This is a genomic window from Allobosea sp. P5_A5 (assembly GCF_056400625.1).
This window is the reverse complement of the sequence record NZ_JBFUKY010000005.1, coordinates 117402-135620: the sequence shown is the minus strand read 5'-3', so window position 1 is coordinate 135620 and position 18219 is coordinate 117402. Positions and strand designations below refer to the sequence as shown.

Below are 18219 nucleotides of genomic sequence, written 5' to 3'. Positions count from 1 at the left end.
AGGACGCATGTCCGCAACGGACGCTCAAGAGACCCCTGCCATCGAGCTGATCAATGTCAGCCGCCGCTTTCTGACTCCTGACGGCAAGTCGATGACGGCGATACGCGACTTCAACATGAGCGTCGCGCGCGGCGAGTTCGTCGCCGTCGTCGGCCCCACCGGTTGCGGCAAGTCGACGACGCTCAACCTCGTCACCGGGCTCGCCCGCCCGTCCAGCGGGGAGGTCAAGCTGTTCGGCGGCTCCGTCGACGGCATCGACCCGCGCATCGGCTTCGCCTTCCAGACCGACGCGCTGTTCCCCTGGCGCAACGTCATCGACAATGTCGTGGCCGGCCCGCTGTTTCGCGGCAAGCCGCGTGAGGAGGCCTATGCCAATGCGCGGCGGTGGCTCGCTCGCGTCCACCTCACCGGGCACGAGACCAAATACCCACACCAGCTCTCCGGCGGCATGCGCAAGCGCGTCTCGCTGGCGCAGACCTTCATCAACGAACCGCAGATCCTGCTGATGGACGAGCCCTTCTCGGCGCTGGACGTGCAGACCCGTGTGCTGATGCACGACGTGCTGCTCGACCTGTGGTCGGAGGCCAAGGCCTCCGTCGTCTTCGTCACGCATGATCTCGAGGAGGCGATCGCGCTTGCCGACAAGGTTTATGTGCTGACATCGGGGCCGGCGACGGTGAAGTCGGTCTATCCCGTCGATCTGCCGCGTCCGCGCGTCGTTGCCGACATCCGCTACCAGGACGACTTCATCGCCCTGTCGAAGACGATCTGGGACGATCTGCGCGACGAAGTCACGCGCGGCGCCGCCCGTGACGAAGCCCGCGCAGCGTAAAGGAGGCCGACATGACCGATATCATCCTCGCCTCGCCGACCATCTTTCGCACCGGGACCTCCGATGCCGAGATCGAGGCCGCCGCCGCCAAGGCCGGCCGCCGTCGCAGACAGATGGTCCTGTTCTGGCGCTGGGCCATCCTGCTCGCCTTTCTCGGCGGCTGGGAGCTGGCCTCGCGCACCGAGCTGATTGACCCGTTCTTCTTTTCGAGCCCTGTCGCGATCTGGCAGCGGCTGGTCGAATGGACGTTTGAGGGCACCTCGGAGGGCCCGCTCTGGTTCCATCTCTGGGTCACGATGGAGGAATCGCTGATCGGTTTCGCCACCGGTTCCGTTGCCGGGATCGTGGTGGGCATCGCACTCGGCCGAAACCGGATGCTCGCCGATATCTTCTCGATCTACATCAAGGTCATCAACTCGATCCCGCGCGTCGTGCTGGCGCCTATCTTCATCATGATCTTCGGGTTGGGCCTCGCTTCGAAGGTCGCGCTTTCCTTCGTGATGGTGTTCTTCGTCGTCTTCGCCAACGCCTTCCAGGGCGTGCGGGAGGCCGATCGCAACCTGATCGCGAACGCTCAGATCCTGGGCGCCACGGACTGGCAGCTGACGCGATCAGTCGTGGTGCCCTCGGCGATGAGCTGGATCTTCGCCTCGCTCCACGTCAGCTTCGGCTTCGCCATCGTCGGCGCCATCGTGGGCGAGTTCGTCGGGGCGCGCTACGGCATCGGCCTGCTCATCAACATCGCCAAGGGCTCGTTCGACTCGGCCGGCATGTATGCCGCCATCGTCATCATCATGGTCGTGGCGCTCTTCGCCGAATTCCTGATGACGCGCCTCGAGGCCAGCCTCGCGAAATGGCGGCCGGCCCCGCTCCACGACGCGAACTGAAGCGCCTGCCGCGATCGACGATCGCTAAGAGGCCCACCGCGGCGACGTGGCGGGCCTCATCGCGTCTCCCCGGGCTTCACCCTAGCGTCGCGCCGTCAAGTCTCACCTCGGCGCGCAGGCCGCCACCCTGGCGACGGTCGGACAAAGCAATGCCGCCGCCATGGGCCGCGACGATTTCCCTGACGATCGCCAGCCCCAGCCCGGTGCCGTCGGCCGGCCCACCAGGCAGGCGGTAGAAGCGCTCGAACACCTTGCCCCGTTCGCTGGCCGGAACGCCGGGGCCACTATCCTCGACGACGAGCCAGGGTACGCCGTCCCCGATCGACAGCTCGACCGAGATCATGCCGCCACGCGGGGTGTAGCGCAGCGCGTTGTCGACAAGGTTCGTCACCATCTCGCGCAGCAATGTGGCATGGCCGCTGAGCATGATCGGCGCACCGCCATCATCGAAGACGAGGTCGATGTCGCGCTCGAAGGCAAGCGGCGAGAGGCTTTCCAGGGCCGCCCGCGTCAAGGCCCCGAAATCGACGGTTTCCTTGCGCAGCGCCTCTCCGCCGGGCTCGGCTCGCGCGAGGGTGAGCAACTGGTTGACCAGCCGGCTCAGCGCATCAAGCCCCCGGTCGATCGCGCGCAAGGATTCGTCCTTCGGCCCGGGCTCGGTTTCGCGCAGCCCCACCGTCGCCTGCGTCTTCAGCACCGCCAGAGGCGTGCGCATCTGATGCGAGGCGTTCGCCACAAAACGGCGTTGCAGGGCGATGTAGGCGTGAACGCGGTCGAAAGCGTGGTTCAGCGCTTCGGTCAGCGGTCGCAGCTCGCTCTGGAGACCGCGGGGGTCGAGCCGGCTCAACGAGCCCGCATCGCGATCGACCAATTCTCTCCGTAGGGCGAGCAAGGGGGACAGCCCGCGCTGCAGGCCGAGCAAGGCGAGAACGGCCGCGATCGCCACCAGAAGCGCTTGGTCGCGCAGCGAGGCGTACCAAAGACTGGTCACGAGGCGGTCGCGGCCCCGCAACGTCGTGGCGACGACGACCAAAGCGTTTCCTCCCGCGGTCCTCGACACGACGGGCTGGGCCATCGCCACGGCCCTGATCGGCTCGGTCCTGAAAAGATCCGCGAAGAACACCGGCTGGAGGTCGCGCGGCGGCTCCGGCGGGATGGCGACATCGGGAAAACCGGCCAGGAGTTCGCCGGCAGGCGACATCACCCGGTAGATCACGCGGTCGCGATCGGGCGAGGCGAACATCTCGAGCGCCGAAGGCGGGATCTGCGCCTCGACGCTGCCATCGGTCTCCTTGACCTGCTCGGCGATGACCCGCGCCGCCGCCAGCAATGTCCTGTCGGTGATGAGGTCAGCCGTCGCCATCGCATTCGTGCGCGTCGTCCAGGCGTTGAACCCGACGACGCCCGCAAGCGGCAGCAGCATCCAGCCCATCAGCTCGAGGCGCAGGCTCCTGGAGTATGTCCGCGTTCCTCCGAATCGCGGAAATGCTCCATCTCCTTGTTTTATCGAATTGTCTTCACGCGAACCGGCCGTCACTTCGCTCGAAAATTCTTCAGCCATCGAGCTTCCTCAACGCATAACCCAGCCCGCGTAGCGTCCCGATCCCGACGCCGCTGCCTTCGACCTTCTTGCGCAGGCGATGGATGTGGATTTCGATCGCGTTGCTGCTCGCCTCCTCCTCGAAGCCGAAGACCGTCTCGGTCAGCGCGGCCTTGGACACGATCCGCCCGTTCGCGAGCATCAGGGCTTCGAGGATCGCATGTTCGCGCTGGGTGAGGGGCAGCGGCTCGTCGCCCAGATGGAACAGGCGCTGGTTGGTTTCGAGCGAGAGCGCGCCGAAGGCGATCGTCAGCGATTTTTCGCCTTGCCGCCGCCGCAGCTGCGCGCGCATGCGGGCTTCGAGTTCCTGCGGGTCGAAGGGCTTGACGAGATAATCGTCGGCGCCCGCATCGAGGCCAGCGATGCGGCTGGTGATCGCGTCATTGGCGGTCAGGATGATGACCGGCGTCAGGCCTTTGCGGGCTCGGAAGCGCTTGAGCACGTGCAGCCCACTCATCTCGGGCAGGGCCATGTCGAGGATCACGAGATCATAGCTTTGCGTCGTCAGCACCGCATCGGCGTCGGCACCGTCATGAACCGCATCGACGATGTAGCGGCTCTTACGCAGCAGGCGACCCAGCCAGTCCGCCAGCTCCCGGTTGTCTTCGATCAGAAGGACACGCATGGCATTTCGTCGCATAATCCGCAGCTTGATGCGACCGTTCCGTATCCGCCCGGCAGTGAGTTCGGGCTTCGATATACGCGGCGATTGGCTGCGGCTTTGGATCGACGCCTGCCGCGACCGGTTAAAGAAAGCCGATCGAAATCCAGGGGATGAAGGTGATCAACAGGAGACCAATGAAGAGCCAGCCGAGATAGATCCAGATGCGCCGCATGCCGGCATCCGGTGGCACGTTCCCGATGATGCAGGCGGCGTAATAGCAGAGGCCGAAAGGTGGAGCGAACAGGCCAAGGCCCATCGCGAGGATGACCACCATCGAATAATGGACCTCGTGGATGCCGAACTGCTTGGCGATCGGGAACAGCAGCGGCCCGAAGAGCACGATGGCCGGAATGCCCTCGAGCACGCTGCCGAGCACGATGAAGGCGATCACCGAGATCAGCAGGAAGCCGTTGGCGCCGCCAGGCACATTGGCCATGCGCGCCGCAAGATCATGCGAAAATCCGGATTGCGCCAGCGCCCAGGCCATCGCGCTTGCAGCACCGACGATGAACAGGATCGCACCCGAAAGCGAGGCGGTCTGCACAAGCATCGGCAGCGCGTTCTTCCATTTCAGCCCGCCGCGATAGATCAGCAGGCCCAGCACGAGGCTGTAGGCGATGCCGATGGTCGAGACCTCGGTTGCGGTCGCGACGCCCTCGACCACGGCGCTGCGGATCAGGAAGGGCAGGATCAGCGCCGGCACCGCGATCCAAAGCGTTTTTGCGACGAGCGACATCGGCGCCCGCGGGATCTTGATTCCGGCATCTTCTTCCGTACCGGCGCGATAGCGCGCGACCAGTGCCAGCACGAGCGCAAGGACCAGCGCCGGCAGTATTCCAGCCGTGAACAGCGCCGCGATCGAGACGCCGGTGACGGATGCGATCGCGATCAGCACGATCGAGGGCGGGATGGTCTCGCTCATGGCGCCCGATGCCGCCAGCAGAGAGACAAGCTCACCATCCTTCATGCCGCGCTTGCGCATCTCGGGAAACAGCACAGGGGCGATCGCCGCCATGTCGGCGGTCTTGGAGCCGGAAATACCTGAGACCAGCAGCATCGCGCCCAGCATTACATAGGACATGCCGCCCCGGACATGGCCGAGCACGGAGGCCAGGAATGCGACCATGACGCGCGCCATGCCTGTGGCCTCGACAAGTTGCCCGAGCAGGACGAACAGCGGGACGGCGAGCAGGATCAGCGAGCTCATGCCCTCGTCGATACGGCCAACGACGACGAGAAGCGGCGTGCGCGTCGTCACCAGCAGGAAGGCCGCGGTCACCAGGCAGAAGGAAAAGGCGATCGGCACGCCCGCCATCACGGCAAGGCCGAGCAGGCCGACGAAGAAGATCAGCAGGTTCCAGTTGCCCAGCCCCTTGAGCGAGGGGCCGACGAAATAGAGCCCCCCGCCGATCACGACGAAGATGGCCGCCACCGACAACACGTCACGCAGTGAATGTCGCGCCAGGCTGAGGAGCACACTCGTCAGCGCGATCAGGCAGCCGACGGGGATGGCTGCGGCGCGGATTGTGCCGGGCCAGCCCAGCGCAGGCGTTTCCACGAAAGCCTGATCTTCCAGATACTCCCAAGCGGGATGCAGGATCAGCGCGAGGAAGATCGCGACGCCGCCGGCGGCCAGCGTCGCGGCCCAGGCTTCGGCGCGGGGCGACAGAAAGGAGATGAAGAAGGTCAGGCGCATATGGGCCGTACGCTGAACGGCGATGGCGCTGCCGAGCATGGCAAGCCAGAGAAACAGTATGGAGGCCAGCTCGTCTGACCAGATGATCGGCTGATGGAAGGTGCGGGCGAGGATTCCGACGAACAGGATCACCACTTCCGCAACCACGACGAACGCGGCGGGGATTTCGACGAGCAGGCGCAAGGCGCGCTCGATCCTGACGATCGCCCCGGGGCTGCGCCCCGGATCGGTCGTCAGGCCGTGGGGGTCCAAGATCGTCGTGCTCGTGCCCGCTGTGCCCGTGCCCGCAGCGCTCATGCCAGCGCCCCGACCACCGCCTCGAGCGACTTCCAGTTCTCTTCGCCGAACTTGCCCCGCCACTCCTTGTAGAAGCCGGCATCGCTCAGCGCCTTGCGGAAGGCGGCCTTGTCGGAGGCCTCGAAGGTCAGGCCCTTTGCGACGAGCTGGTCCTTCAGCGTGGTGTTGAGCTTGGCCGTATCCTCCCGTTGCTCGGTCGCGGCGCGGTCGAACTCGCGCTTGACGATGCCCTTCAAGTCTTCGGGCAGCGTGGTGAAGGAGCGGCGGTTGCCGAGGATGAAGAAGGGGTCCCAGATGTGGTTGGTCTCGGAGACGTATTTCTGGACTTCGTAGATCTTGCCGGATTCGATGGTGACGAGCCCGTTCTCCTGCCCGTCGACGAGCTTGGTCTGGAGCGCCGTGTAAAGTTCGTTGAAATTGATCGAGGTCGGCGCGGCGCCCAGCGACTTGAACAACGACGTGAAGATCGGCGAGACCGGCACGCGGATACGGTAGCCCACGAGGTCGGCCGGCGTCTTGATCGGTTTGGCCGAGGAGGTGATCTGGCGGAAGGTGTTGTCGCCTGGCTTGGCGACGACGAGCGCGCCGGTCTTCTCGATCTGCGCTGCGATCAGCTTGCCGAGGTCGCCGTCCATCGCGCTCCAGACCTGGGCATAGTCGGCGAAGGCGAAGCCGACATTGGCGATGCCCGCCAGCGGCGCGACCGTCGAGATCACGGACCCCGCGATATTAAGGAAGTCGATGCCTCCGCTGCGGATTTGTGTCAGCAGGTCGGTGTCTGAGCCCAGCTGCGAGGCCGGGAAGAACTTGACCTCCATGCGGCCGCCGCTGGCCTCCTTGATGCGCAGGCAGGCTTCGCCCAGCCGCGTATTGATCGGCTGCGAGAGCGATTGCCCTGTGGCGAGCTTGTATTCGAACTCCGCGGCGCGGGCCGGCTGCGTCCGGATAGCGACGAGGGGGATCGCTGCGGCGCCTGCCAGCAGGCTGCGCCGCGACAGCATGGCGCCGGTCATGGCGGATTTCGGATCACGTGACATGGGTGGTTCCCTCCTGTTTCTTGTCGAACAGCGCTTTTCGCGCTCGGTTTTATGAAGATCGGCCAGCCTGACGCCTGATCGGCGCTTGAGGTCTGGACGTCGAGCATCGCGTTCGTATCGCGCAGCAAATTGACATCGGCGCGTCACGGCAGGCTTTGGGCCAGCTTGCGTCGAGGTGATCTTGTCCCTGCACTGGAGGCTGCGAGGCAGCGTCCAGCGGCGTTCTCGGTGATGACGCGGCGAGCGGTTCCTCTTGCCTTGGGCGGGCCGGCTTTTCGGCCGGTTGCATTGCGTTCCTGGCGCCTCTCTGTACCGGAGGCTTTCCCTGTCCGTACCGCCGAAAGGCGGGTGCCGACGGAGATACCGTAGATGGCTGGTCGATGCGCACAATTGAGTTATATTCGGTGTCCTTTTAGCTGACCTTAAAGGTCGCCGATGCATATCCCCTTCCGCTCGATCATCGTTTTCCACGCTGTCGCGCGCGCGGGCAGCGTCTCGCGCGCCGCTGAAGAACTGCGCGTGACGCCCTCGGCGGTCAGCCAGCAGATCCACGCGCTCGAACTGCATCTGGGTACGGCGCTCACCCTGAAGGTCGGCCGCAATATCGTGCTGACGGAAGCCGGCGAGCGCTATTTCCAGATGATCGGCCGCGAAATCGAGCATATCGCCGATGTCACGCAGCATGTGCGCGGTGTCCGCTCGGCGATGACGCTCACGGTGCGGGCCGCCCCCAGCGTCGCGAGCAAATGGCTTCTGCCGCGGTTGCACAGCTTCGTCGACGCCAATCCGGACATCGAGCTTCGCCTGGACGGCACCAACGAGACCACGGATTTCAGCAAGGAGAACGTCGATATCCAGATCCGCCACGGCGACGGCGTCTGGCCCGGCCTCTTCGTCGAGAGCTTCGGCAAGGAACGCTTCCTGCCGCTCGCGGCGCCTGCCCACGCACCGGCGGCAAGCCTGACGGCAGACGCGCTTGCCGACCACCGCCTGATCCATTCGGTCAAGAGTCAGGTGCAGTGGCCGTTTTGGTTCGCCCAGGCCGGCGTCGAGACTGGGCAACGCTGGAAGCGCGTGCTGTTCGACCGCAGCCACACGGCGATCGATGCAGCTGTCGCTGGCATCGGCATCGCGTTGGAAAGCGAATTGCTGGCCTGGCGCGAACTGCGAGAGGGTACGCTGGTCTGTCCGATCATCGCGCCGCCTTCGGTTGCGTTGGCGACGCAGTGGATCGTGTGCCCCCACAGCCATCTGCGCCACCGGAAGACAAGGACCTTCCTGGACTGGCTGCGCGGCGAGCGCGACCTTTGGCAGACGCAGGCGGCAACAGTTTAGCCTTCCTACAGTGTGGTGGCAGATAATCTGAATTGCCCCGAACTGTCGCGCTGCCTACCCTTTCCTCACGACGCGAGACGCAAACACTGCTCCCGCCGTCCCGATACGGCCTTGATGCCTGCCGGGGAAATCAGCCGACAGAGGAAACGACACCCATGAATCTCCATCGGATGCTGCTGGAACGACAGGCGGCGGGAAAGCCTGTGACCGTGGGCCTCATCGGCGCCGGCAAATTCGGTTTGATGTTCATGTCGCAGGTGCGCTCGACCGACGGCATGCATCTCGTGGGCGTGGCCGACCTCAACACCACCCGCGCTCGCGCCCAGCTCAAGCTCGGCTGCTGGCCCGAGCAGCAATATGCAGCGACATCGGTCGACGACGCGGTCAAGAACGGCAGCACCCTCGTTACCGACAATGCCGACGCGCTGATCGACGACCCCCGTATCGAGGTCATCATCGAGGCGACCGGCGATCCCGGTGCCGGTATTCGTTTTGCCCTGCGCGCGATCGAGCATGGCAAGCATGTGGTCATGGTCAATGTCGAGGCCGATGCGGTGGCTGGGCCTCTGCTCGCCCGCAAGGCCAAAGCGGCCGGTGTGATCTATTCGCTGGCATGGGGCGACCAGCCGGCGCTCATCGCCGATCATGTCGATTGGGCCCGCGCCGCCGGCTTCAAGGTGGTCTCGGCCGGCAAGGGCACGCGCTATCACCCGACCTATCACCAGTCCACGCCCGACACGGTCTGGGACATCCTCGACAAATACATGAACATCAAGGATCGCAAGTCGATCAACCCGAAGATGTTCAACTCCTTCGTCGACGGCACGAAGTCCGGCATCGAGATGACGGCCGTCTGCAACGCGACGGGCCTGCACTCGCAGACCGACGGCCTGTCCTTCCCGCCTGCGACACGGTTCGAGCATGCCGAAATCTGCAAGCCGAAAGCGGACGGCGGCGTGCTGGAGCGCAAGGGCGTCACCGAAGTGACCTCCTCGGTCTATCGCGACGGCACGGACGTGCCGCACTCGCTGGTCATGGGCACCTACGTCGTCTTCGAAAGCGATAGCGCCTACAGCGAGGAGTGCTTTCGCGAGTACTCGATGCTGCAGGACAAAAGCGGCAAATACGCCTCGCTCTACCGGCCGATCCACATGATCGGGCTGGAACTGGGCATCTCCGTCGCCTCGGCGGCTCTGCGCAAGGAGGCGACCGGCGCCCCGATCTGCTTCAACTCGGATGTCGTGGCCACCGCCAAGCGCAAGCTGACGCCCGGCGAGATGCTGGACGGCGAGGGCGGTTTCTGCGTCTGGGGCAAGCAGACACCGGCCGACATGTCGCTGAAGGAGGGCTACCTGCCGTTGGGCCTGGCCCACAACGTCAAGCTCAAGAACGAGATCACTGAGGGCCAGCGGATCAAGTGGGACGACGTTGAATACGACGCCGACAGCCAGGCGGTGAAGGTCCGTCGCGAGATGGAAACGACGTTTCGCAATCCTGAGGCCGCCTGAACGTGGCGACGGGGTGTAGAAGGCGGTGGCAGGGCGTACTGCCGCACTTGCCACCGCGCTCTCGGACTGGGCGCTTTTTCGAATGGAATGCGCTCTGCTTTGCCGACTGTTCATCATCTGATCGTTTGCCAGATGTCTGCGGTTTGACGGGCACCATAAAGCCGCTGCTGACCTCACGTGGCTGCGATATCGACGCGGTCAAAGGCGAACGATGAGTTATGAACAGTGTGGCTCGCGATCATCATGATGCGGTCCTGAAATCGGGCCACCAGGCGCTCTAAAATGCGGAAACCCTGATCCGCCGGTAGATGCTCAAGCGGCTCGTCGAGCAGGATCAGCGGCCTTTGTGAGAGCCAGGCGCGCGCGAGATTGAGCCGTTGCGCCTCGCCGAGCGAAAGGCTGTCCTGGCCAATCCAACTGTCGAGTCCATCGCCATCGCGGATGCGCCCGGATAGCTCGACGGCATCGAGTGCCTGCCAGAGTTCGGCATCGCTCAGGTCAGGCGCGAAGAGATTTTCCCTAACGGTGTCGGTGAGGATCGCGGCGTCGTGCAGGCTCAGCATGGACAGTGCGTCGCGATCGGCTGCTGCAAGCGGACCGAGGTTGCTGTCCATCTCATCCTCGCCCAGCCAACCGGCGACCTGCTTCAGCAGGCTGGTCTTGCCGATGCCGCTGGCACCCGACAGAACGGTCGGGCGCCCAGCGCGTAAATCGAGCGGCACCGGCTCGCCCAGAGCGCGGCCATCCGGCGCTCGACGCTGCAAGCTTCGGGCGCGAAGCCATGACAGGCGGGGTTCAGCCGCTGGCGTGCGCCGTTCGGCAGGGTTGGTGGAGAGCATCCAGGGCTCCAGCGCCGCATGAGCCGTCTCGCGACGCAGCCTTGCGAAAACGATACGCGCAAGACCCTGCATGCCCTCGCTCCATGCGAGCCAGGAAAAGGCGAGGAACACCGGGACCAGCAGATCCTCGTCGCGAAAGCCGCCGAACCAGGCGAGCAGAACGACCGCAAGCGCGGCAAGCGGTCCGACGAGGCCGGCCAGCGCATCGACCTGTGCTTGCCCGAACCGGATTTCGCGCTCGGCTTCATCCGCTTGCGACAGATGATGAAGAGCGGCTGCGCTGCGGCCGGCCCACTCGCCTTCGGCCTGCAGGGGAACGATGGCGGCCATGGCGGCACCCAATTCTCCGGCGCCCGCACGGCGCAGGCTGCGCGCGCGCGTCCAGAACCCTGTGCTTCGTTTCGCGAACCTATGGGCAGACAAGCCTACGAGCGCCAGCAAAGCGGCGATCGGGACCAGCGCCAGCGGGACCAGCACAGCGGTGGCTATCGCCGTCCCAGTCAGACCCAGGCAGATGAGGGCGCCCGGCAAGTCGGCGCGAAGCGAAGCGAAGTCGATATCCTCGACATCATCGAGATATTCGGTCAGCCGCGTTTGGTCGCCCAGTTGCCAGCCGACCCGGCGCGTCTCGGGAGCCATTGCCATGCGCTTGAACAGAGCGACCCGACGCGTGCTCTGGTCGATCAACGCCGCCTGATGGCCGACAAGGCGTTCGCCGTAACGGGCGGCCGTGCGGCCAAGCGCAAACAGCCGCACCAGCGAGCCTGGAATATGGAAATTGAAGGTCAAGGCGGCAGCGGAAAGCCCGGCGATCGCGACCGAACCAAGGAACCAGGCGGAGAGGCCGCCGAGCAGCACGCCGCAAACGAGAGAGGTCGAGCCCAGCGTGAAGGCGAGACGCCAGAGCCGGCGCGAACCGGCGCGAAGCGGTTGGGACATGCGCATCATGCGGCGGTCTCCAGATCCTCGCTGGCCGGCTCCGCCAGATCGATCCTGAGGTTGGCTAAGGCGATCAGCTTCCGATCATGACTGGCCGCGACGACCAGCCGCGTCCGGGCGATCTCGACCAGCGTGTCGCGGACCGACTGCGCCGCCTCGGAATCGAGCTTGGCCGTCGGCTCGTCGGCGATGACGGCGCCGGCCGCCAGCCAGGCGCCTGCTGTGGCGATGCGCAGGCGCTGGCCGCCGGAGAGGTTGGCGCCGCCGACTTGCAGCGCAGCATCCAGGCCGCCGGGCAGCAGCGCGTCGTCGAGAAGGCGAACGCGCTCGGCCGCCTCGCGCAGGCGTGCCTTGTCCACTCCCGCGCGATGGCCGATCGCCTCCGCCAGCGTCGCGCCGGACACGAAGGCTTCTGTCGAGATCCAGATGCAGCCCCCAGCCAGCGCGGGATGAGGTGGCGTCCCGTGCTCGATTCCTGCGATGCGTCGCAGCAGCGTCGATTTGCCCGCGCCGCTTGGCCCGGTCAGGACGACGAGGCCGCGTCCGGGCAGCGCGAGCATCGACAGCGCCTGGTCGATGGCCGGGAGGGCTGGCAGGGCTTGCGGCTCGGTATCGAGGATCCGGTCGAGAGCGGCGGCTGCGACCTGCCCCTCGGCCTTGGCGTGATAGAGTTCGGAGAAGCGCCGAAACGGCGCGAAATACTCCGATGCGACCATCAGGATGAAGAGGCTCTGCCACAGCGCGAGGCCGGAAAAGCCGGGGATCGTCACGAGTTTCAGATGACCGAGGCCGAGAAAGACGGCGAGCATCGCGATCGAAAGCGAGGTGAAGAAATCGATTAGCGCGGCGTTGAGGAAGGCGATCCGCAGCACGCCCATCGTCTTGCTGGCATAGGTATCGAGCCGGCCGGCAAGCTTGGCTTCCTCGCTGGCCAGCGCGTGATGGGCGAGAATGGTCGGCAAGGTGCGGATGCGATCCGCGAACTGCCCGGCGAGGTGGCTGAAGGCTCGCTCCTGTGTTTCGGCGCGGGCGCGGATAGTTTCGCCGACGAGCACGAAGAACACGATCATCACCGGGGTCAGTGCCAGCACGAGCAGCGCCGCCGGCCACGAGACGATGGCAAGGGCGCCGGCTGCCGCCAGCGGGCCGCTCGCCAGCATCAGGCTGGCGGCGCGATGGCCGATGACCAGTTTCGCCACGGCGTCGGGGTGCCGCTGCATCGAGACCGCGACGGCTCCCGGCGACAGCGCGCGGATGGTTGAGGCCGGCATCGCGCGGAGGCGTTCGCCTGCGGCTTTGCGTAGGCTGACCGCGACGTGCGCTTCGGCCGTCGCCTGGACACGCTCGGTCTGCAATCCGGCCAGCGAAACCGCCACCATCGCCGCCATCGCAGCGGCGAGCGGCACCGTTGCGAGCCTGCCGTCCATGGTCATGTGCCCCACGAGGAGCGACAGCGCGCCGGCAATTCCGAGCCGGCCGAGATGCCGCAGCATAAGCCAGATCAGCGACCGACGCAGGCCCGCGGCGCCGCAAAGGCGGGCATGCGCGAGCGCGCCGAAGGGCTCTTTCCGGCTTGTCGGGGAGGGGGATGGGGTCATGGCGTCTTGTCGCATGGCTGGGGACCGACGCGTTTGATCCAGATCAAGCGCGAGCGTGAGTGTCCGGCGTATGGGAGTGCATCCCGAAAGGATGTCTCATGGTCGATCCCCTGCTCGTAGACCTGTCGCGGCTGCAATTCGCGCTGACGGCGCTCTACCACTTCCTGTTCGTGCCGCTGACGCTCGGCCTCTCCATCCTGATTGCGATGATGGAGACGGTCTACGTCATGACGCGCCGCCCGATCTGGCGCGAGATGACCCAGTTCTGGGGCGTGCTGTTCGGCATCAATTTCGCTCTCGGCGTCGCGACCGGCATCACCATGGAATTCCAGTTCGGCATGAACTGGGCCTATTACTCGCACTATGTCGGGGACGTCTTCGGCGCGCCGCTGGCGATCGAGGGGCTGATGGCCTTCTTCCTCGAGGCGACCTTCGTCGGGCTGTTCTTCTTCGGCTGGGACAGGCTCTCAGCGCGCGCCCACATGGTCGTCACCTGGCTGATGGCGCTGGGCACCAACTTCTCCGCGCTCTGGATTCTCATCGCCAATGGCTGGATGCAGAACCCGGTCGGCTCGGCCTTCAACGTCGAGACGATGCGGATGGAGGTCACCGATTTCGTTGCGGTGATCTTCAATCCAGTCGCGCAGGCGAAGTTCGTCCATACGGTTTCGGCCGGCTATGTCTGCGCGGCGACCTTCGTGCTCGGCGTTTCCGGGTGGTATCTGCTGCGCGGTCGCCATGCCGAGCTCGCCAAGCGCTCCTTCGTCATCGCCTCTGCCTTCGGCATGGCCTCGGCGCTCTCGGTCATCGTGCTCGGCGACGAGAGCGGCTATGCGCTGACCGACAACCAGAAGATGAAGCTCGCCGCGATCGAGGCCATGTGGGAGACCGAACCCGCGCCCGCCTCCTTCACCCTCTTCGGCATTCCAAACCTCACGGACCGCAAAACGCATTTCGCCATCCATCTGCCATGGGCGATGGGGTTGATCGGCACGCGCTCCATCGACAAGGAAATCCCAGGCATCGACCAGCTGGTCGACAAGGCCGAGCTGCGCATCCGCAGCGGCGTGCTGGCCTATGATGCGCTCGAGAAAATCAAGGCGAACCGCAGCGACGGCGAGGCCCGCGCTGCTTTCACCGCGCATTCGGCCGATCTCGGCTATGCGCTGCTGCTGAAGCAGTTCCTCGCCGATCCGCGCCAGGCAAACGATCAGCAGATCAAGGACGCAGCCTGGTCGACGGTGCCTGGCGTGCCGTGGCTGTTCGCCTCGTTCCGCATCATGGTCGCGTGCGGCTTCGCGCTGCTCTTCGTTTTTGCGATCTCGCTCTGGCACACGATCCGCGAGGAGGAGGCCCCGTCCTGGGTCCTCCGCCTGGCACTGATCGCGATGCCTTTGCCCTGGATCGCGATCGAAATCGGCTGGTTCGTCGCCGAATTCGGCCGCCAGCCCTGGATCATCGAAGGCGTGCTGCCGACCTTTCTTGCGACCTCCGAACTTGGTGCCTGGAACCTGATGCTTACCATCGCCGGTTTCACGGCGCTCTACGGCACGCTGGCCGTGATCGAGGTCAAGCTGATGCTCGCCGCCATCCGCAAGGGGCCGGAGATCGCGAAGCTCATCGACGACAACGCGCCGATCCGCCGGGGTTCGTCCCTGCAGCCGGCCGAATGAGCGACGCGGGACAAGGACGTAAACGATGATCGATTTTCTCTTTTCCTACGAGACGCTGCGCCTTGTCTGGTGGGTGCTGCTCGGCCTGCTGCTGATCGCATTCGCGGCCATGGACGGGTTCGATATGGGCGTCGGCGCGCTCCTGCCCTTCGTGGCACGCACGGATATCGAGCGCCGCGTCGCGATCAACACCATCGGCCCGGTCTGGGAGGGCAACCAGGTCTGGTTCATCTTGGGAGGCGGGGCGATCTTCGCGGCCTGGCCGGCGCTCTACGCGGTCAGCTTCTCGGGCTTCTACCTCGCCATGTTCCTGATACTGGCAGCGCTCATTCTGCGGCCGGTGGGGTTCAAATACCGGTCCAAGCGCCCCGACGCCGCCTGGCGTGCTCGCTGGGATTGGGCTCTGTTCGTGGGCGGAGCGGTCCCGGCGCTGATCTTCGGCGTGGCCGTCGGCAATGCGCTTCAGGGCGTGCCCTTTCACTTCACGCCGGATCTGCGCCCGATCTACGAGGGCAATCTGTTCGGTCTGCTCAATCCGCTCGCTTTGTTCTGCGGGCTGGTTTCGCTCTCGATGATGGTGATGCACGGAGCCGCCTGGCTTGCCTTCAAGGCGGACGGTGCGGTCTCGCGCAGGGCAAAGCGGTTCGGTGCCGTGGCTGCGATGGTCCCGGCCACCTTGTTCGCGCTCGGCGGGTTTTTCGTGCGGCTGGGCTGGCTCGGCGGCTACCGCGTGACGTCGGCGGTGGTCTGGGACGGGCCGTCCAATCCACTCGGCAAGACCGTTGTCGCCGATCCCGCCGCCTGGCTTGCCAATTTCCAGGCGCATCCGCTGCTCTGGGCCGTGCCGATGCTCGGCATTGTCGCCCCGCTTCTAGCGGCTATCGGCTTCCGCGCCGGGCGCGAGGGACTGACCTTTCTCGCCTCTAAGCTCGGTGTCGCGATGATCGTCGCCACTGTCGGCCTCGCGATGTTTCCGGTCTTGCTGCCGTCCAGCACCAATCCCGGCCATTCGCTGATGGTGTTCGACGCTTCGTCCAGCCGCGCCACCCTGCGCAACATGCTGCTGGCAACAGTGATCTTCCTGCCGCTGATCCTGATCTACACGTCCTGGGTCTACAGGGTGCTATGGGGCAAGGTCAGCGAACGCAGCGTCGAGGACGCCGGCCATTCGGCCTACTGACCGTCCATTACGGAGAAGCTGCCATGTGGTATTTCGCCTGGGTCCTGGGTCTGGGACTTGCCGCCGCCGTCGGCATCCTCAACGCGCTCTGGTACGAGCTTCGCACCGTTCGCGAGGAGCCGGTCCATCCCCCCGTGCAGTTGCCGACGCCGTGACCCGAGCACCGGTCTCACTCGCCGGCGCGCGTTGCGAGGATTGAGGGCGCCTCGACGACGATATGGCGGTTGTGCTCGATGCGGATCACGCCTTCGTTGCGCAGGCGCGTCAGCTGGCGGCTGACCGTCTCGATCGTCAGACCGAGGAAATCGGCGATCTCGCTGCGCGATAAAGGCAGTTCGAAGCGGCTCGCTCCCGCCTTTGCCACGGGATCAATGTTGCGGGCAATCATCAGGAGGAAGCTCGCGATCCGCTCGGCGGCGGTCTTGCGGCCGAGCATAAGCATCCAGTCGCGGGCCTGATCGAGTTCCTTCAGGGTCTGACGCAGCAGGCGGTTTTCGAGGTCGGGCTGCTCGCTCATCATCCGCTCCACCGCCTTGCGCGGAAAGGTGCAGAGCTTCACCTCGGTCGCGGCCTCGGCGCTAAGAGTGCTTTCGCTTTTGAAGGGCCGGCCGAGAAAATCGGGCGCGAACTGAAGCCCGACGATCTGCTGACGCCCATCCGACATCATCTTGGTCAGCTTCACCACGCCGGAGAGGATATTCGAATACTGATCGACATGCTCGGCATCGCCGACCAGTTCCTCGCCCGCTACGGCGGTATGGCGCAAGGCGCTCCGGGCGAGCGTCGTCAACTGGTCCGGCGTCAGCGCACCGCAGACACCGCCATGGCGCGCTTCGCAAGAAGCGCACAGGACGGGTATCCCCGCATTATGGATGTCCTCCCGCACGGATGCCGGCCCTCGGATGCACTCGAACGCTACATGGACGATCGCGACGCAAAACGCAGCGAGGCAAAATGTCCTCCGAGGCCTATATCTGCCAGCTCGCCAGTGCCATGGACTACCACCCTGCTTCCAATCGCTGGTCTTTGGCCAAGGTCCGTCACGGAATGACTTTCGAGGCTCGCAGGCGCGTGAACAGCTCGAAGAAAGCGTCGTCCGTCGCTTGGTAGTCGAGGAAGCCGAGGCGCCGGCTTTTGCTCATATCGGTCACCACCTCGATGGGGCGGCCGAGATCGGCGTCCGTGTGCCAGGCCGACGCAAGGCGCGCGAGATCGGGCTCGACCAGCCCGTGCCGTGCCGCGAGCGCGGCCCAGACCGGCGCATCGTCAGCCATCTGCTCTTCCAGAGGACGCACCGTGCCGTCGTAGAATGCAGGCTCGAGCCCGAACCAGTCGGCAAGGCGGCCCCACATCCAGCTCCATCGAAAGACATCGCCATCGACGACATTGAAGGCTTCGTTGCGAGCCGCAGGCGTCGTAGCGGCCCATTCGAGATGCCGGGCGAGCAGATGCGCGTCGGTCATGTCGGTCAGCCCGTTCCACTGCGCAGCGGAGCCGGGGAAGCGGAACGGACGCCCGGTCTCCCTGCAGAGTGTTGCATAGGCTGCCAGCGTCACGCCCATGTTCATGGCGTTGCCCAGTGCATAGCCGATGATGGTGTGAGGCCGGTGAACGCTCCAGCCGAACCCGTCGCGTTCGGCCGCAGCGAAAACCTCGTCTTCCTGGGCGTAGTAGAAGTTCTCGATATCGAGGCGGGCCTGGTCCTCCCGAAACGGCGTCGCCGGCAGGATGCCCTTTCCATAGGCCTCGAACGGACCAAGATAGTGCTTGAGACCCGTGACCAGAGCGACATGACGCACACTGTCTGCCGGCCGCAGCGCATCGAGGAGATTGCGAACCATGGCGGCATTGACGCGGATATTCTCGGCCTCCGTCTTCTGCCGCATCCAGGTCGTGATGAAGACATGACTTGGTCGTCGGTCGGCCAGCGCAGCCGACAGATGCGTGGGATCGAGCAGGTCGGCCTCGATTGGATCGACGCCGGGAACGTCATGTGGCGGCCGCCTGGCGAGCCCCTGCACCGACCAGCCCGACGCGACGAGGCGACGCGCGAGGTTGTTGCCGACGATGCCGCTGACGCCTGCGATCAATGCCGTCTTGTTCATGATCTCTCCAATCCTTCACCGCGATCTAG

At 65.2% G+C, this 18219-nt stretch carries 15 protein-coding genes; 7 read left to right on the top strand and 8 right to left on the bottom strand.

Annotated features, from left to right (window positions below):
• Window positions 1–7: 7 nt before the first annotated feature.
• On the top strand, window positions 8–832 hold the full coding sequence (locus tag AC1DR6_RS12230; RefSeq protein WP_476829505.1) for an ABC transporter ATP-binding protein: 825 nt from the start codon (window positions 8–10) through the stop codon (window positions 830–832).
• Between the two features lie 11 nt (window positions 833–843).
• The gene (locus AC1DR6_RS12225; protein ID WP_476829504.1) at window positions 844–1719 is read left to right on the top strand and encodes an ABC transporter permease; all 876 of its coding nucleotides are present in this window, start codon (window positions 844–846) and stop codon (window positions 1717–1719) included.
• A gap of 76 nt (window positions 1720–1795) precedes the next feature.
• Here the strand turns inward: AC1DR6_RS12225 and AC1DR6_RS12220 are convergent, their stop codons facing one another.
• From AC1DR6_RS12220 to AC1DR6_RS12205, 4 genes are all read right to left on the bottom strand, one after another.
• Window positions 1796–3142 carry a sensor histidine kinase gene (locus AC1DR6_RS12220; RefSeq protein WP_476829503.1) on the bottom strand — a complete coding sequence of 449 codons (1347 nt, stop codon included), beginning with the start codon at window positions 3140–3142 and terminating at the stop codon, window positions 1796–1798.
• A gap of 130 nt (window positions 3143–3272) precedes the next feature.
• Entirely contained in the window at window positions 3273–3944 is a 672-nt protein-coding gene (locus AC1DR6_RS12215; RefSeq protein ID WP_476829502.1) for a response regulator, read from the bottom strand.
• Window positions 3945–4065: 121 nt separating this feature from the next.
• A complete protein-coding gene (locus AC1DR6_RS12210) occupies window positions 4066–5976 on the bottom strand; it encodes a TRAP transporter large permease (protein WP_476829501.1) in 1911 nt (636 codons plus the stop codon).
• The gene (locus tag AC1DR6_RS12205; protein ID WP_476829500.1) at window positions 5973–7013 is read right to left on the bottom strand and encodes a TRAP transporter substrate-binding protein; all 1041 of its coding nucleotides are present in this window, start codon (window positions 7011–7013) and stop codon (window positions 5973–5975) included. Before AC1DR6_RS12205 ends, AC1DR6_RS12210 begins: the two co-directional genes overlap by 4 nt.
• Window positions 7014–7448: 435 nt before the next feature.
• On the opposite strand from AC1DR6_RS12205, the gene AC1DR6_RS12200 reads away from it, so the two are divergent.
• Together AC1DR6_RS12200 and AC1DR6_RS12195 are read left to right on the top strand one after the other, a co-directional pair.
• Complete coding sequence (locus AC1DR6_RS12200) at window positions 7449–8348, top strand: LysR substrate-binding domain-containing protein (RefSeq protein ID WP_476829499.1); 900 nt, start codon at window positions 7449–7451, stop codon at window positions 8346–8348.
• A gap of 155 nt (window positions 8349–8503) precedes the next feature.
• Entirely contained in the window at window positions 8504–9856 is a 1353-nt protein-coding gene (locus AC1DR6_RS12195) for an NAD(P)H-dependent oxidoreductase (RefSeq protein WP_476829498.1), read from the top strand.
• A 173-nt stretch (window positions 9857–10029) separates the two neighbouring features.
• Here AC1DR6_RS12195 and AC1DR6_RS12190 read toward each other — a convergent pair whose 3' ends face one another.
• Window positions 10030–11643, bottom strand: a complete 1614-nt coding sequence (locus AC1DR6_RS12190; protein ID WP_476829497.1) for an ATP-binding cassette domain-containing protein — start codon at window positions 11641–11643, stop codon at window positions 10030–10032.
• The gene (locus AC1DR6_RS12185) at window positions 11640–13232 is read right to left on the bottom strand and encodes an ABC transporter transmembrane domain-containing protein (protein ID WP_476829496.1); all 1593 of its coding nucleotides are present in this window, start codon (window positions 13230–13232) and stop codon (window positions 11640–11642) included. The genes AC1DR6_RS12190 and AC1DR6_RS12185 overlap by 4 nt, the downstream gene beginning before the upstream one ends.
• Window positions 13233–13330: 98 nt before the next feature.
• Between AC1DR6_RS12185 and AC1DR6_RS12180 the strand changes: the two genes are divergently transcribed.
• The 3 genes from AC1DR6_RS12180 to cydX are packed head-to-tail and all read left to right on the top strand — an operon-like array spanning window position 13331 to window position 16240.
• Entirely contained in the window at window positions 13331–14905 is a 1575-nt protein-coding gene (locus AC1DR6_RS12180; protein ID WP_476829495.1) for a cytochrome ubiquinol oxidase subunit I, read from the top strand.
• A gap of 25 nt (window positions 14906–14930) precedes the next feature.
• Window positions 14931–16085 (top strand): cytochrome d ubiquinol oxidase subunit II, encoded by a 1155-nt coding sequence (cydB, locus tag AC1DR6_RS12175; RefSeq protein WP_476829494.1) that lies wholly within the window; start codon window positions 14931–14933, stop codon window positions 16083–16085.
• Between the two features lie 23 nt (window positions 16086–16108).
• The gene (gene cydX, locus AC1DR6_RS12170) at window positions 16109–16240 is read left to right on the top strand and encodes a cytochrome bd-I oxidase subunit CydX (protein WP_476829493.1); all 132 of its coding nucleotides are present in this window, start codon (window positions 16109–16111) and stop codon (window positions 16238–16240) included.
• A gap of 14 nt (window positions 16241–16254) precedes the next feature.
• On the opposite strand, the gene AC1DR6_RS12165 is transcribed toward cydX, so the two are convergent.
• Both AC1DR6_RS12165 and AC1DR6_RS12160 read right to left on the bottom strand, forming a co-directional pair.
• Complete coding sequence (locus AC1DR6_RS12165) at window positions 16255–16971, bottom strand: helix-turn-helix domain-containing protein (protein ID WP_476829492.1); 717 nt, start codon at window positions 16969–16971, stop codon at window positions 16255–16257.
• Between the two features lie 154 nt (window positions 16972–17125).
• A complete protein-coding gene (locus AC1DR6_RS12160; RefSeq protein ID WP_476829491.1) occupies window positions 17126–18190 on the bottom strand; it encodes an SDR family oxidoreductase in 1065 nt (354 codons plus the stop codon).
• Window positions 18191–18219 lie beyond the last annotated feature (29 nt).

Coding starts and splice junctions, on each gene's coding strand:
- AC1DR6_RS12230 (WP_476829505.1), top strand. CDS start 8: ATGTCCGCAACGGACGCTCAAGAGACCCCTGCCATCGAGCTGATCAAT.
- AC1DR6_RS12225 (WP_476829504.1), top strand. CDS start 844: ATGACCGATATCATCCTCGCCTCGCCGACCATCTTTCGCACCGGGACC.
- AC1DR6_RS12220 (WP_476829503.1), bottom strand. CDS start 3,142: ATGCTGCTGCCGCTTGCGGGCGTCGTCGGGTTCAACGCCTGGACGACG.
- AC1DR6_RS12215 (WP_476829502.1), bottom strand. CDS start 3,944: ATGCGTGTCCTTCTGATCGAAGACAACCGGGAGCTGGCGGACTGGCTG.
- AC1DR6_RS12210 (WP_476829501.1), bottom strand. CDS start 5,976: ATGAGCGCTGCGGGCACGGGCACAGCGGGCACGAGCACGACGATCTTG.
- AC1DR6_RS12205 (WP_476829500.1), bottom strand. CDS start 7,013: ATGTCACGTGATCCGAAATCCGCCATGACCGGCGCCATGCTGTCGCGG.
- AC1DR6_RS12200 (WP_476829499.1), top strand. CDS start 7,449: ATGCATATCCCCTTCCGCTCGATCATCGTTTTCCACGCTGTCGCGCGC.
- AC1DR6_RS12195 (WP_476829498.1), top strand. CDS start 8,504: ATGAATCTCCATCGGATGCTGCTGGAACGACAGGCGGCGGGAAAGCCT.
- AC1DR6_RS12190 (WP_476829497.1), bottom strand. CDS start 11,643: ATGATGCGCATGTCCCAACCGCTTCGCGCCGGTTCGCGCCGGCTCTGG.
- AC1DR6_RS12185 (WP_476829496.1), bottom strand. CDS start 13,232: ATGACCCCATCCCCCTCCCCGACAAGCCGGAAAGAGCCCTTCGGCGCG.
- AC1DR6_RS12180 (WP_476829495.1), top strand. CDS start 13,331: ATGGTCGATCCCCTGCTCGTAGACCTGTCGCGGCTGCAATTCGCGCTG.
- cydB (WP_476829494.1), top strand. CDS start 14,931: ATGATCGATTTTCTCTTTTCCTACGAGACGCTGCGCCTTGTCTGGTGG.
- cydX (WP_476829493.1), top strand. CDS start 16,109: ATGTGGTATTTCGCCTGGGTCCTGGGTCTGGGACTTGCCGCCGCCGTC.
- AC1DR6_RS12160 (WP_476829491.1), bottom strand. CDS start 18,190: ATGAACAAGACGGCATTGATCGCAGGCGTCAGCGGCATCGTCGGCAAC.